The organism is Pseudonocardia aurantiaca, assembly GCF_039526725.1.
In the GTDB taxonomy this organism is placed as follows: domain Bacteria; phylum Actinomycetota; class Actinomycetes; order Mycobacteriales; family Pseudonocardiaceae; genus Pseudonocardia; species Pseudonocardia aurantiaca.
In genome coordinates this window covers 129,518-142,718 of record NZ_BAAAJG010000010.1, presented here as the reverse complement: position 1 = coordinate 142,718, position 13,201 = coordinate 129,518, and the positions used below count along the sequence as shown (strand labels likewise).

13 protein-coding genes are annotated in these 13,201 nt (G+C 70.0%); 5 read left to right on the top strand and 8 right to left on the bottom strand.

From position 1 onward, the window contains the following. Nucleotides 1-474 precede the first annotated feature (474 nt). The 7 genes from ABD143_RS16350 to ABD143_RS16320 all read right to left on the bottom strand — a co-directional run bounded on the left by ABD143_RS16350 (nucleotide 475) and on the right by ABD143_RS16320 (nucleotide 4,618). Entirely contained in the window at nucleotides 475-666 is a 192-nt protein-coding gene (locus tag ABD143_RS16350) for a hypothetical protein (protein ID WP_343978348.1), read from the bottom strand. A 54-nt stretch (nucleotides 667-720) separates the two neighbouring features. Then, a complete protein-coding gene (locus tag ABD143_RS16345; protein WP_343978345.1) occupies nucleotides 721-852 on the bottom strand; it encodes a hypothetical protein in 132 nt (43 codons plus the stop codon). 13 nt (nucleotides 853-865) lie between these two features. Next, nucleotides 866-1,108 (bottom strand): 4Fe-4S dicluster domain-containing protein, encoded by a 243-nt coding sequence (locus tag ABD143_RS16340; protein ID WP_343978342.1) that lies wholly within the window; start codon nucleotides 1,106-1,108, stop codon nucleotides 866-868. Continuing rightward, nucleotides 1,105-1,923 (bottom strand): thiamine pyrophosphate-dependent enzyme, encoded by an 819-nt coding sequence (locus ABD143_RS16335; RefSeq protein ID WP_343978338.1) that lies wholly within the window; start codon nucleotides 1,921-1,923, stop codon nucleotides 1,105-1,107. The genes ABD143_RS16340 and ABD143_RS16335 overlap by 4 nt, the downstream gene beginning before the upstream one ends. Beyond that, nucleotides 1,920-3,086 carry a hypothetical protein gene (locus tag ABD143_RS16330; protein WP_343978335.1) on the bottom strand — a complete coding sequence of 389 codons (1,167 nt, stop codon included), beginning with the start codon at nucleotides 3,084-3,086 and terminating at the stop codon, nucleotides 1,920-1,922. The genes ABD143_RS16335 and ABD143_RS16330 overlap by 4 nt, the downstream gene beginning before the upstream one ends. Further along, nucleotides 3,083-3,694 (bottom strand): 2-oxoacid:ferredoxin oxidoreductase family protein, encoded by a 612-nt coding sequence (locus ABD143_RS16325; protein ID WP_343978332.1) that lies wholly within the window; start codon nucleotides 3,692-3,694, stop codon nucleotides 3,083-3,085. The genes ABD143_RS16330 and ABD143_RS16325 overlap by 4 nt, the downstream gene beginning before the upstream one ends. 87 nt (nucleotides 3,695-3,781) lie before the next feature. Continuing rightward, a complete protein-coding gene (locus ABD143_RS16320; protein WP_343978329.1) occupies nucleotides 3,782-4,618 on the bottom strand; it encodes an alpha/beta fold hydrolase in 837 nt (278 codons plus the stop codon). Nucleotides 4,619-4,940: 322 nt separating this feature from the next. Between ABD143_RS16320 and ABD143_RS16315 the strand changes: the two genes are divergently transcribed. From ABD143_RS16315 to ABD143_RS16300, 4 genes are all read left to right on the top strand, one after another. Then, nucleotides 4,941-6,431 carry an MFS transporter gene (locus tag ABD143_RS16315; RefSeq protein ID WP_343978326.1) on the top strand — a complete coding sequence of 497 codons (1,491 nt, stop codon included), beginning with the start codon at nucleotides 4,941-4,943 and terminating at the stop codon, nucleotides 6,429-6,431. Nucleotides 6,432-6,434: 3 nt separating this feature from the next. Next, nucleotides 6,435-7,904, top strand: coding sequence for an MFS transporter (locus tag ABD143_RS16310; protein WP_343978323.1), 1,470 nt, complete (start codon nucleotides 6,435-6,437; stop codon nucleotides 7,902-7,904). Nucleotides 7,905-8,283: 379 nt separating this feature from the next. Continuing rightward, nucleotides 8,284-8,742, top strand: a complete 459-nt coding sequence (locus ABD143_RS16305) for a nuclear transport factor 2 family protein (RefSeq protein WP_343978319.1) — start codon at nucleotides 8,284-8,286, stop codon at nucleotides 8,740-8,742. Next, complete coding sequence (locus tag ABD143_RS16300) at nucleotides 8,735-9,790, top strand: alcohol dehydrogenase catalytic domain-containing protein (protein WP_343978316.1); 1,056 nt, start codon at nucleotides 8,735-8,737, stop codon at nucleotides 9,788-9,790. The genes ABD143_RS16305 and ABD143_RS16300 overlap by 8 nt, the downstream gene beginning before the upstream one ends. Before the next feature lie 183 nt (nucleotides 9,791-9,973). On the opposite strand, the gene ABD143_RS16295 is transcribed toward ABD143_RS16300, so the two are convergent. Continuing rightward, on the bottom strand, nucleotides 9,974-11,173 hold the full coding sequence (locus ABD143_RS16295; protein ID WP_343978313.1) for a 3-ketosteroid-9-alpha-monooxygenase, oxygenase component: 1,200 nt from the start codon (nucleotides 11,171-11,173) through the stop codon (nucleotides 9,974-9,976). A 306-nt stretch (nucleotides 11,174-11,479) separates the two neighbouring features. Between ABD143_RS16295 and ABD143_RS16290 the strand changes: the two genes are divergently transcribed. Continuing rightward, a complete protein-coding gene (locus ABD143_RS16290; RefSeq protein ID WP_343978310.1) occupies nucleotides 11,480-12,958 on the top strand; it encodes an FAD-dependent oxidoreductase in 1,479 nt (492 codons plus the stop codon). The last annotated feature ends 243 nt before the right edge of the window (nucleotides 12,959-13,201 follow it).

The following is a 13,201-nucleotide window of genomic DNA, read 5'->3' as shown; positions in this document are numbered from 1 at the left end:
CCAACCGCCTTTCCGGGACGAACGAGTGGGCCCGCGGGCTCGACGCGGACGGCTACCGACGAAATCCTCGCCGCGCTGGTCACGCTCTGGACCGCTGACCGCTGACCGCTTGGAGCACCGCGGCCGCCGCTACGAGATCACCGGGCCGGCGGTCGAGCCCACCCCCGGGTGCAACGGCCGTGGCCCCCGATCCACGACTTCCTCGCCTGGTTTGCAGCGGAGGTCATGCCCGCGATGCCCGCCCCGCCCGACCGGGGCCGGGCCGCGGTGCCCGCCGGGGAATCGGCCCTCGCCGGCGTCGCAGTCCCGCTTCTGCTCCGCAACGTCCACCAGGCGCCCGTTCGGGCCGGGGACCCCGGCCCGCCGAAACCACGTGGTTGGACAGCCGGCCTCCCCGCTGCTCGGCGCCGTCCGCGACGCTGTGTCCTGCACCGACGCTACATGTGGCACGCCTCGCTTGATCGCCGCGATACCTCAGCCCGCTGTCGCCACCGGCGGGCACGGTTGGAACGGTTGGATCGCCGTTAGTGGGGCCGAGAACAGCACGTCCTCGGTCCTGGCCTGCGTGCTCCCACGGCCCTCCACGTCCCAGCGCTGCTCGCGGTCGGCGATCCGACTCGTCACCCTCGACCGGTCGTCGTCGAGGTAGAGCACCCGGATCCGCATCCCGTGCTCCGGGTGGGGCAGCTGCCCGTCGTCCTCCCAGGCCGGCCTGATCTCCTACGGGAGGCTGAACGTCCAGCCGCCTGCAACCCCGGCGATCGTCAGCAGGTCGGGCATGCGGACCCGGTCGTGCCAGCGATACTGCAGGTGCGCGGCGGCGCCGAGCGGCTCGGCCACCAACGTGCGCACACGCAGGTGGCACTCATGTCCCTGGCTTGGCGCGCGAGCGGTCGAACCGGTAGACCTCGAAGACATGGTCGGGGCAGACGAGCTGGCAGGCGGTGCATCCGGTGCAGCCGTCGTGGAGTTCGGGGTAGCGGTAGCCGGTCTCGTTGACCGTGGCCGACATGGTCAGGACGTCGGGTGGGCAGGCGGCGATGCACAGCTCGCAGCCCTTGCACTTGTCGATGTCGATGACGAGGGTGCCGCGTGCGCTCATCGTCATCGGCCTGCCCCGTGCGGGGCGGCCGAGCCGCGGGGGTGCAGGTCGCCGAGAGGGTAGACCTGCTCCATGGACTCGGCGAGGTAGTCCGGGCCCTGGGGGGCGGTGACGAACCATCCCGTGGGGCACATGGTGAGGATTTCGACAAGGCTGAAACCCTCGCCTGCGAGTTGGGCCTCGAACGCGGTGCGGATCATCTTCTTGGTGCGCAGCACGCCGCCCGCGGTGCCGACCGCGCCGCGGGCGACGTAGCCGACGCCGTCCATCCGGGCGATGATGTCGGCGATCGGAATGGGGTGGCCGTGCTGCTCGGCGTCGCGGCCATCGATGCTGGTCTTGGTGCGCTGGCCGAGCACGGTGGTGGCGGTCTGCTGCCCGCCGGTGTCACCGAACACACCGTTGTTCAACAGGATCGCGGTGACGTTCTCGCCGCGGGCGGCGGTGTGGATGACCTCCTGGAGCCCTTCGTTGACCATGTCGCCGTCGCCCTGCATGGTGAACACGGCGGTGTCGGGGCGCATCCGCTTGATGCCGGTCGCGCAGGACGGGGCACGGCCGTGCAGGCACTGCAGCACGTCGATGTCCATGATCCGCACGAAGCTGCCGTAGCAGCCGTGCCCGACGACGCCGATGGAGCGCTGCACGATGTCCAGCTCCTGCAGCGTCTCGAGCAGGATGCGTAGGGCGACCGGTTCGCCGCAGCCGGGGCAGAGCGAGTGCTCGCCGAGCATCAGCGACGGGCTGGCGTCGGCCACCTTCGTGGCCGGTCGCTGCGGCGGCGCGCCGGTGGGGACGATCTCGATGTTCTGTGTCGTCATCGCGGGTTCGCAATCGAGGCGGAGGGGCGGCCGGAGCGGTTCTCCGCGGGCAGCGCCGCGAGGATCCGGGTGCGGATCTCCGGGGCGTCGAGCATGGGGCCGTAGCTCAGCCCGGACTCGTGGATGCTCACGCCACCGATGAACCTGATGGCCGAGCGGTCGTGGGCGTATTGGCGCACGTCGTCGAGCATCTGGCCGGAGTTCAGCTCGAAGACCAGCACCCGGCGGGCGGTCCGGGTGGCCTCGGCCAGCGCTCGGCTGGGGAAGGGCCACAGGGTGATCGGGCGGAACCAGCCGATGCGGTGGCCCTCGGCGCGCAGTTCCTCGACGACGTACTCGACGAACTTCGCCGCCGACCCGAACGCGACGACGACGGTGTCGGAGTCGTCCTCGGGGTCGACCCGGGAATCGGGGCAGTAGCGGCTCTCGTGGCGCTGCTCGAGTTCGGCGATGTGGTCGAACTTCGCGGCGATCTTCTGCCAGTGCAGGTCGGGCCCGAGGCCGGGGTCGGTGGCCTTGCCCATCGCCCAGGTCCAGATCTGGCGTGATCGCCCGGTCCCGCTGCTGGTCCCGTCGAGGGCCCAGTCCTTCGGGGGAAGCGGGCCGTAGTCGATCTTCCGCAGGTGCACGCCGACCCTGGTCTGGGCGATCAGCGGGTCGCCGTAGAGCAGGGTCGGGGCGCGGTAGAGCTCGGAGAGGTGGAACAGCAGCTGGGTGTGCTCAACGGCCTCGGGGACGTCCTTCGGGGCGAGCGTGATCGTGCGGTAGTCGCCCCAGCCGCCGCCACGGGTCGCCTGGAAGTAGTCCTGCTGGCCGCGGGCCAGGTTGAACACGACCATCGGGGTCTCGTTGAGCGCGGCCTCCGCAATGGCCTCCTGCATGAGCGCGATGCCCTGCCCGCACGAGCCGGTCGCGGCACGCGCTCCGGTGGAGCCTGCGCCGAGCGTCATGTTGACGCCCTCGATCTCGCTTTCGCAGTTGATGCAGGTCCCTCCCGCGGCCGGCATGACCTTTGCCATGTGCTCCAGCAGCGGGGTGAAGGGCGACATCGGGTAGCCGGCGAAGAACCGGCAGCCGGCGAGGATCGCCGACTCGGCGATCGCGGCGGCACCCTCCATCAGTTGCAGGGTCGGCGCGTCGGCCGGCTGTGTGGTGGTGGTCATGGGGCTCCCAATGCGGCGTGGTCGGTGACTGCCGCGGCGCCGGCGTCGAGCGCCTCGGCGTTCGTGCCTGCGTGCTGGCGGCGGTAGGGCGGCAGCAACGAGGTCATCGCCTCGACCAGCGAGTCCCGCTCGACCAGCCCGGTGAGCGCGGCGAACGCGCCGAGCAGGACGAATCCGCCTGCCTGTGGCGCGCCGATCTTGGCGGCCATCGCGGTGGCCGGCACGGCGACGACCCGGTGCGCGTCGCCCGCCGCCTCTGGGTCGACGATCGAGGAGTTGAGCAGCAGCAGCGAACCTGGCCGCAGCCGCTCAGGCACCACGCCGGTGAACTTGTGGTTGGCCACGATCGCGGCGTCGGCCGCCGGCAGCACCGGCAGCGACCGCAGCGGCGCCGAACCGATCACGACCGAGGCGTTCGACGGACCGCCTCGCATCTCGCCCCCGTAGTCCGCCGCCAGCATCGCGTGCTTGCCCTCCGCGGTGGCGGCGAGCGCGAGCGTCTTGCCGATCAGCTGAACGCCCTGGCCTCCGATACCGATGATCAACAGCGCCAGCTCATCGACAACGGCCTGCGCCGGCTCACAGTTGACTGAGCGCTTGCTTGGCATTTCTGAATCCTCAGTTCGCGGCGTTCGAAAGTCAAGGTTGAGCAGGACCGGCCGGGGCTCGCGGACGGGTGGCGGGGCGGGTACGCCTCAGGCGACGGTGAGGAACTCACGGACGAGCGTCTCGAACGCATCCTTGCGCTCCACCTGGGCCCAGTGGCCGCAGTTGGAGAAGATGTGCAGGTCGGCGTTGGGCATGCGGCGGGTCGCGAAGAACGCGCCCTCCAGCGGGAGCATCCGGTCGTCGCGGCCCCAGGTGACCAGGGTGCGGTGCGGGATCCGCCCGGTCCGGGTCCACATCGGACCGCCGGCCGACGGGATGGCGAGGCTGCCGAAGACGTTGCGGATCCGCTCGATCGCGCCGGGGGCCAGCGCCCGGTCGAGGCGCTCCTGGATGAGCTCGTCGGACACGCTGGTCGGGTCGGAGACCATGCAGTCGACCCAGGCGCGCATGGCCTGCGCGGAGGGGGCGGCGATGAAGTCGAAGAGCCGCCGCCCGCCTTCGGACATCTGCGGGGCGAAGATCTCCGCAGCGAGGCCGCCAGGGCCCATCAGAACGATCCGGTCGACCCGCTCGGGGTAGTAGAACGCCGCTTCCAGCGCCACGGACCCGCCCATCGAGTTGCCGACCAGGTGGGCCTTGTCGATGCCCAGGTCGTCCAACAGCGAGACCACGGAGTCGGCAGCGTGCTCGGGGTACGGCTTGGTATACGGGACCTCGGGGCTGTCGCCGAACCCGGGCATGTCGACCACGATGGTGCGAAACGTGCGGGAGAGCGGCTCCAGGTTCGCCGCGAAGTTCGACATTCCGGAGACGCCGGGGCCGGATCCGTGCAGCATCACCAGTACCGGGCCGGTGCCCGCCTCGCGGTAGGTCACCTCGTATGCCCCGCGGCTCACCTTCGGCGCGATCTCGAGTGTCGTCATCGACCTTCTCCACCTTCTCGTCCACGAGGTCATCCGGGAAGGGCGACTCCCGGGCCGCCGTCTGGAGGTGACGCTAAGCACCTCGCGAAATGGGCGGCTATCGCTGCTCCCACTGACCGGGAGCCGGCCTGCGGGCCCGCCGGCCGTCCGGACTTTGGCCTCCCGCTCATCGGGATGGATTCCTGTAGCCGGCACCACACCGCTCGTACCGTCTGCCGCACGACGCCCCCCACCCGGCACGCGCGATCGGGAGCGCGCCGGGTCGACGCGTCCCGCCACGACTTGCCACCTCTCCCCGTACGTCCTTCATGGAGGTCTGACAATGAGTACGACAGTTACAGATACGTCTGCCGGTGGCTGGACGCCCCGGCTCGCGTTCTCCGCGTGCGTGATGATCCTGATCCTCGAGGCGACGAGCCTCGGGTTCCTGCTCGTCTCGGTCGCGCTGCCGCAGGTCTCGCAGCACTTCCAGACCACGCAGGGCGGGTGGCTGATCACCGCCTACGTCCTGTCCGGCGCGGTGCTCTCCCCGCTTATGGGCAAGCTGGCGGACATCCTCGGCAAACGAAAGGTCATGGTCATCTGCCTGTCGGTGAGCCTGGTGGGTGCCATCATCACCACCGCGGCGCCGACCTTCGGGGTGCTGATCCTCGGCCGGTTCCTCCAGGGAGCCACGATCCCGACGATGTTCCTCAGCTACTCGCTGATGCGCGACGTCTACCCGACTCGGATCCTGGCGTTGGCGACCTCGATGTCCATGACCGGTATCGGCGTCTTCTCCATCGGCACCCCGTTCCTGGTCGGTGCCCTGCTGGACACCTGGGGCTTCCGCGCCCTGTTCGCCTTCGACATCGCCTGGCTGGCGGTCCTGATCCCGTTGCTGGTCGTGACGACCCCCGAGTCGCCGGTCCGCCACCGGTCGAAGGTCGACGTCCTCGGCGCCGCGTCGCTGGGCCTGGGTCTGTGCATCGTGCTGGCCGCGATCAGCCTGGGCAACACCTGGGGCTGGACCTCGGCGGCCACCCTCGGCGGCATCGCGCTCGGCCTCGTGCTGCTCGTCTGCTTCGTGGTCCGCTCGCTGCGGTACTCCGCGCCGATCGTCAACCTGCGCATCTTCACGACCCGCGCGATCCTGCTGGCCGTGGTCACCGCGGCGGCCGCGCAGTCCATGTCGGGCAACTTCTGGGCGATGTCGCCGATCATCGCTCAGACCCCGCGCGAGGTCGGCGGGGACTACGGGCTCGGGTTGACCGCGCTGGAGTTCGGCTGGCTGAGCGCGCCCCAGGCACTGTTGATCGTGCTGGCGGGGATCATGGTCGGCAAGCTGACCAACAAGGTAGGCGCCGCGCTGCTGATGAACGTCGGCCTCGTGATGATGATGATCGGCGGCGTGCTGATCGGCTTCAGCAGCGACACCTTCGGTGGCCTGCTCACCGCCTGCGCGGTGACGGGCATCGGCTGCGGCCTGTGCTGGGGCACCCTGCCGGCGCTGGTCATCTCCGGCACCACGCCCGAGAACCAGGCAACGATCGCCGGCATGGTGCAGGTCTCCTACAGCAGCTTCTCCGCCATCACCCCGGTCGTCCTGTTCATCATCCTCGGCTCGTATGCGACCATCGCCAGCGACGGCTTCGTGGTCTACAGCGCGGAGGCCTTCCAGTGGGGCGGCATCCTGATGGCGGGCGTGCTCGCGGTGGCCCTGCTCCTCGCGCTTACGGTGCTGCGTGGCCGGCGCCAGGACTCGATGATCGTGGATCGGGATCGGCTGGCCGAGCAGATCGTTCCGGCGGACGTCCCTGTGCCCGGGCGCTGACCCATGACAACGGAGCAGGAGGCCGGCGGCCGCGGGAACGGGGACGGGGACGAGCGCTGGTCGCCTCGCTGGGTCGGCAGGCTGCTGGTCCTGGTGCTGGTCTCGGAGATCATCCCGGTGTCGATGAGCCTCGCCGCGACGGCGTTGCCCGCGATCGGCGCCGAGTACCGGACGACCCAGGGCAGCTGGACGCTAACCGCCTCGTACCTGGCGGCGGCGGTGTCGATGCCGTTGATCGGCAAGCTGGCGGACATCGCGGGCAAGAAGAAGCTCCTGCTCGTGGTGCTGGCATTGACCGTTGTCGGCTCGGTGCTCAGCGCGCTGGCGCCGAGCTTCCCGGTCTTCGTGGTCGGCCGCGTGCTGCAGGGCGCCTCGTTCGCGCTGGCGTTCCTGTGCTACTCGCTGATCCGGGACCTGTTCCCGCCCCGGCTGGTGACCTTCGCGGTGAGCGTGACGGTCACCGGCACCGGGCTGGTCCTCATCGGCCAGCCTTTCCTCGCCGGCTGGCTGATCGACGGCTACGGCGTGGCCGGGGTCTTCTGGTTCCTCGCCGTCCTGGTTGCCGTGCTGCTCGCGCTCGCCGTGGTCGTCGTCCCGGAGAGCGGGGTGCGCGCCCCCGAGTCCAGGCCGGACTTCGTCGGCGCGGGACTGCTGGGGTTCGGCGTCGCGGCGGTGCTGCTCGGGGTGAGCATCGCGCCGGGCGCCGGCCTCCTCGGCGCTCCGGTGCTGCTGCTGGTGCTGATCGGCCTGGTGCTGCTCGCCTGCTGGCTCGTCCAGAGCCGGCGGGCGGCCCAGCCGCTCATCGACCTGCGGCTGCTGGGCAGCCGCAGTCTGCTGCCGATCGTGGTTGCCGGTGGCCTCGTCTACGGGGCGGGCGCCTCGACGACCCTGGTGCTGCCGATGCTGGCCATGACCCCGCGGGAACTTGGCGGCAGCTACGGCTTCGGGCTGACCGCCACCCAGTACGCGATCTTCGGGCTGGTCTCCGGGGCGGGCCTGGTGGTCGGCGGCCTGCTCGTGGGCCTGACGGCGCGGCACGGGGCCCAGCTGCACCTTGTCATGGCGGCCGTGGTGATGATGGTCGGAGCGGTCGGGTCGGCCCTGTTCAAGGGCGACTATGCGCTGCTCGTGCTTGCGACGGCCGCGGCCGGGCTCGGGCTCGGCATCGGTGGGGCCGCGATCCCGAACCTGGTCATCGAGTCGGTCCCGCCGGAACGCCAGGTCATCAGCTCCAGCATCGTCGAGGTCAGCCGCACGCTCATCGCCTCGATCGTCACCCCGGTGGTGTTCGTGGTGTTGAACAGCAACATCGCCCAGCTAGCCGGGGGTCAACCCGTCTACGCAGCCGGCGGTTTCGACGCCGCGTACCTGGTCGTGGGGCTCACCATCGCCGTCGGCGGGGCGGTGGCCCTGCTCATCCCGCGCCCTGCGGCGGAGTCCACCCGCATCCGACCCCTCACGGAGACAGCATGATCACCGAAAGAACGTCTTCGTCACCCGACGCCACCGGAGCACACGGTTGGACTCCCGCTCATCGGGACGCGAGGTGTAAGCGCCGTCACGACACTCTTAGCGTCCTTACGGCAACGCGACCTCATCGCGGAGGGTATCGACTTGCTGATCGACCGTGATGCGATCCGCGGGGTAGCGGCGGTGGTTGCGTGAGTTCGGTGAGACGGCTGTCACGGCGCGCACGGCTGCCGGGCGCGGGTGCGACCGACGCGCGAGTCCGACCGGGCGAGGCCTTCGCCCCGGCCCGGCCGGAGTCGCTTCACCTCGATCCCCGTCCACTTCCTGGAGGCTTGACGATGAGTACGACAGGTACTGCCACTCGCCCGAGGAGCTGGGTCGGATGACGGTCTCCCTGGAGGCGCTCTCGGACCGGTTGGAGATCGCCGACCTGCTCGTGGCCTACGCACACGCCGTGGACCGAGGCCGGTGGGACGCCCTCGACGACGTCTTCACCCCCGACGCGATCATCGACTACCGGGAGATGGGCGGGATCCGCGGCACGTTGCCCGAGATCAAAGAGTTCCTGGCCACCTCGATGGAGGCCTTCGTCCGCTCGCACCACATGGTCGCGTCGAGCCGGGTCGCGCTGGACGGCGACTCCGCCTCCGCGGTGACCATGTGCCACAACCCATTGGTGCGCGAGGTCGACGGAACCGAGCACGTCATGACGTGTGCCCTCTGGTACCACGACACCCTCGTCCGGACCGCCCACGGATGGCGGATGTCGAGCCGTGTCACCGAGCGCGTCGCGATTTCAGAACCAGTGAGCACACCGCGAGGAGGCAGCGACAATGCCTGAGCGTGTAATGCAGGCCTACCGGCTCACCGAATGGGGTGGTCCGGCGAAGCTGACCGAGGTGCCCGTCCCGGTGCCCGGACCCGGTCAGGTCCTCGTCAAGGTTGCAGGGTGCGGGCTCTGCCACTCCGACCTGGACATGATGGGGATGCCTGCACAGTATGGCGAGTCGCTGGGCTGGTCGATGCCGTTCACCCTCGGCCACGAGACGGCCGGGTGGCTGGCGGAGATCGGCCCCGGCGCCGTGGTGGACGCCGTGGAGGGTGAGGCCGTCGCGCTCGCCGCTGCGGAATCGTGCGGTCGTTGCCGGTACTGCCTTGCAGGGCAGGATAGCGCTTGCCCGTCGGGAGCGGCCGGGCGCGGGTACGGCCGCGACGGTGGCCTGGCCGAGTATGTGCTGGTCAACGACCCGCGAGACATCGTGCCGCTCGGCGACCTCGACCCGACGACGGCAGGGCCGCTCACCGACGCAGGGGCGACCAGCTACCACGCGGCGCGGCGGGTGCGGTCGCGGCTCCTGCCTGGCGCGACCGCCGTCGTGATCGGCGCGGGCGGGCTCGGCGCGTTCGGGCTTCAGTTCCTCGGCCTGCTCGGCGCGGCCCGGGTCGTCGCGGTGGACATCTCCCCCGAGCGCCGGGCGCGAGCCGTCGAGCTCGGCGCGGACGAGGCCATGGAGGGGGTCGACGAGTCGACCACCGCGCGCCTGCGCGAGCGCGGCGGCGGTGCGGGCGTCGACGTCGTTCTCGACTTCGTCGGGTCGGACATGACGATCGCCGCCGGGCTCGGCGCACTGGCCCCTGGCGGTGCGTTCGGGCTGGTCGGCGCAGCGGGCGGCGGCTTCGGTGCGTCGTGGATCTATGGGCTCCCGCGCGATGGTGAGGTGTTCACCTTCCAGGGCTCCGACCTGTCCGACACGAGGGCGGTGATCGCGCTGGCCCGGGCGGGGGCGATCACCAACGAGACCGAGGTTTTCGCGCTGAACGACGTCGAGGAGGCCTATCGCCGCTTCGATGACGGGCGGCTGCACGCACGCGCGGTCGCGGTGCCCTGACGGCCGGCCAAGTGCCGGAATGGACGCGCAGCCGCTGCGCCGCGGGCTCGGCTATCACCGGTTCCTCTCCGAGCTCCCCCGGCAGGTCACAGCTCGGCGATGTGGAGCCGGCCCCAGGTGCGGTACGGGTGGTGGCGGCGCGGGTGGTGGCGGCGCGGTGCCGCCACTCCCGGTCGCAGATCCTCAGCTTCGAGCGCTCCCGGCGCCGGCCGCGGTGGCCCGATCCCCCGGTTCCTGGGTCATCAGGCGGCCGTTCGCCAGATTATCGTCCACCTCGGCCTGCCAGAACTGCATCGCCCGCTCAGTGTCGATCTCGAACTCGAACCGCTGGGACATCTCCGGGGTCACGTCCTCCACGTCGACGTAGAACTGCTCGTACCAGCGGCGCAGCTGGTAGACGGGGCCGTCCTCCTCGCACAGCAGCGGGTTGTCAATCTTGGCCTTGTTCCGCCAGATCTCGACGTCCTGCAGGAAGCCCAGCTCCACGCCCTTGGTGAAGGATTCGGCCATCTGCTGGGCCTGCTCGTCCGACACGCCCGCCGGCTTCTTCGCGATCGCCCCCCACTGCAGCACGAAGCCCGTCGGCGAGACCGGGTAGTGACAGTTGATCAAGACGGTCTCGATCGTGTCGCCCTCGCCGAGGGAGGTCCACAGGTAGTCGATCATGTATGACGGCCCGTAGTACGACGCCTCCGATCGCAGCGAGTTGTCCAAGGAGTAGTTCGTCCCGATGTGGACGTCCGGCCGGGCCGTCGAGTTCATGTACTGGCTGGCGATGTGCCCCTCGAACACGTTCTTGAAGTACCTCGGGAACGTGTAGTGGATGTAGAAGAAGTGCGCCATGTCCACGACGTTGTCGACAATCTCGCGGCAGTGGGAGCCCTCGATGCGCAGCGAGTTCCAGGTCCACGACGTCCACGCCGGGTCACCGACTCCCGCGATCTCCGGGATCGTCACCTCCAGCGGCGGCTGCTTGCCCTGCGGGTCGTTCCACACGAACAGTTGCTGGTTGCGCTCCAGCACCGGCCATGCCTTCGTCCGCGCCCGCGCGGGCACCCGCCGCGCGTACGGGATGCTTGCGCACCGCCCGCTGCCCGACCATCGCCAGTCGTGGAACGGGCATGCGACGTCGTCGCCCTTGACGGAGCCCTGGCTCAGGTCGCCACCCATGTGCGGGCAGTACCCGTTCAGCACGTTCAGCTTTCCGGCGCTGTCGGCGAACACAACGAGCTTCGTGCCGAACGCTTCGATCGAGTGCGGCTTGCCGTCCCGGTAGCTGTCGGCCAGTCCCAGGCAGTGCCAGCCCCGCGCGTATCGGGTGGGCGGCGCCGCCGCCTCGATCACGCGGACCTCGTCGTCGGTATGCGTCTGCAGTGATGTCATGCAACCTCCCCGATCATGCGGCGCCCGGAGAAGCCACGTGGCGCCATGAGCTCGGATCTCATGATGCGAGCCGGCCGGCGGGCCTTGAAGGATCGCTCCCGCTGGCCGGGACGATGGTGCAGGCGGGGCGCTCCGTTCGCATCTGAATCCGCCGGCGATCTGGGCGGGCGTTCCGGTGCCCGGACCGTAACCCAGCAGCATCGCCGCCGGTCCTGCGTCCATCCCGGTCAGCAGGACGCGGCCTAGCCGCCGACACCCCGAAGCGGGCAGCGTCGCGTGCCGAGGAACCCCGAGGAAGGAGGCTCGATGGCGACCGACCGCACGGTCATGCCCCGCGCTGCGTCGGAGATCAGGACCTTCGATGTCGAGACCGACGTGCTCGTCGTCGGGTACGGCTGCGCCGGCGCGGCGGCGGCCTTCGAGGCCGCGAGCTCGGGCGCCCAGGTGCTCCTGCTCGAGCGAGCGAGCGCCGGGGGAGGCTCCTCGGCACTGGCCGGGGGGGAGATCTATCTGGGTGGCGGCACTCCGATCCAGCGGGCCTGCGGCTTCGACGACGACGCCGAGGAGATGGCGAAGTTCTTGCTCGCGGCGCTCGGCCCGGACGCCGACCGCGAGAAGGTGACGCTGTATGCCGAGCAGAGCGTGCGCCACTTCGAGTGGCTTGTCGAGCGGGGGGTGCCGTTCAAACCGAGCCTGTGGGACTCCCCGACCTGGGTGCCACCGACCGACGACGGTCTGATGTGGATGGGGGAGAACAGCTGGCCGTTCACCGAGATCGCCAAGCCGGCACCGCGCGGGCACCGGCCCACCTCGAACGACTTCGGCGGATGGTTGCTGATGAAGCAGCTCACCGCGGCGGTGGCGGCCGTGGGCGTGGACGTGCTGTGCGACACCTACGCGACCAACCTTGTGGAGGGCTCCGGAGGCGATGTTCTCGGCGTGGTGGCGCGCCGCTACGGCATGGAGTACACGGTCCGTGCCCGCCGGGCGGTGGTGCTCACGACCGGCGGTTTCGTCGATAACGAGGAGATGCTCGCGCTGCACGCCCCGCAGCTGGTGGGGCACAACAAGAACAGCGACGGCTCGGACGACGGACGCGGGATCCTCATGGCGCAGGCCGTCGGCGCGGCGGTCAAGCACATGTCGGCAGGGCAGATCGGAATCTCGCTGGTTCCGGGCCTGATCGCCCGCGGAATGATCGTCAACGGCCAGGGGCAGCGATTCATCACCGAGGACACCTATCCGGGCCTGGTCGGCCAGGCGGCGTTGTACCGGCAGAACATGGACGTCTGGGTAATCATCGATGAGCAGGGCTACGAGGCGGTCCCGGAACCCGAGCGCTGGGGGGTGCGCCCGTACCACGTGGCCGGAACCCCGGAGGAGCTCGCCGCGCTGATCGGCGTGCCGCCTGCTGGCCTGCGTGCCACGATCGATGTCTACAACGAGCATGCGGCCCGCGGCCAGGATCCGCTCTTCCACAAGTCCGACCGGTGGTTGCGGCCGCTCGTCCCGCCGTTCGCGGCGATCGACGTGAAGATGGGGCTGCGGCCGCCGTCGGAATCCGGCAGCGGGCGTGGCAGCGGTGCATCGGTGTTCACGATCGGCGGGCTGCACACGACCGTCGACGGCGAGGTGCTCAACTTGGACGGACGGCCCGTCCCGGGCCTGTTCGCCGCCGGTCGGGCGACCTCCGGACTGCACTCCTGGGGATACATCAGCGGCACTTCGCTCGGCGATGGCACCTTCTTCGGCCGCCGCGCCGGGGCGGCCGCCGCCAGCATGTGACGGCGCGCCCCTTCCGACGTGAGGAGAAGCCGGAATGCCATGGGGCCGCGCCGTGATCCGCGAGTTCTATTCGGCGGATCGAGATCGAACGATCGATGTGATGACCTTCGACGAGGACATCCGGATTACCAGGATGCGGGTGGAGCGGCGAGGACGTGCGGCGCCTGACGGCATCCCGTCAGCCGTCGGTGCTGATCAGGCCGCTGACGATCGACCGGAGCTTGGAGGGACATCGAATACGGC

Bases quoted from the DNA above. Each gene is read 5' to 3' on its own strand.
- ABD143_RS16350 (WP_343978348.1), bottom strand. From the start codon at position 666: ATGCGGATCCGGGTGCTCTACCTCGACGACGACCGGTCGAGGGTGACG.
- ABD143_RS16340 (WP_343978342.1), bottom strand. From the start codon at position 1,108: ATGACGATGAGCGCACGCGGCACCCTCGTCATCGACATCGACAAGTGC.
- ABD143_RS16335 (WP_343978338.1), bottom strand. From the start codon at position 1,923: ATGACGACACAGAACATCGAGATCGTCCCCACCGGCGCGCCGCCGCAG.
- ABD143_RS16330 (WP_343978335.1), bottom strand. From the start codon at position 3,086: ATGACCACCACCACACAGCCGGCCGACGCGCCGACCCTGCAACTGATG.
- ABD143_RS16325 (WP_343978332.1), bottom strand. From the start codon at position 3,694: ATGCCAAGCAAGCGCTCAGTCAACTGTGAGCCGGCGCAGGCCGTTGTC.
- ABD143_RS16320 (WP_343978329.1), bottom strand. From the start codon at position 4,618: ATGACGACACTCGAGATCGCGCCGAAGGTGAGCCGCGGGGCATACGAG.
- ABD143_RS16315 (WP_343978326.1), top strand. From the start codon at position 4,941: ATGAGTACGACAGTTACAGATACGTCTGCCGGTGGCTGGACGCCCCGG.
- ABD143_RS16310 (WP_343978323.1), top strand. From the start codon at position 6,435: ATGACAACGGAGCAGGAGGCCGGCGGCCGCGGGAACGGGGACGGGGAC.
- ABD143_RS16305 (WP_343978319.1), top strand. From the start codon at position 8,284: ATGACGGTCTCCCTGGAGGCGCTCTCGGACCGGTTGGAGATCGCCGAC.
- ABD143_RS16300 (WP_343978316.1), top strand. From the start codon at position 8,735: ATGCCTGAGCGTGTAATGCAGGCCTACCGGCTCACCGAATGGGGTGGT.
- ABD143_RS16295 (WP_343978313.1), bottom strand. From the start codon at position 11,173: ATGACATCACTGCAGACGCATACCGACGACGAGGTCCGCGTGATCGAG.
- ABD143_RS16290 (WP_343978310.1), top strand. From the start codon at position 11,480: ATGGCGACCGACCGCACGGTCATGCCCCGCGCTGCGTCGGAGATCAGG.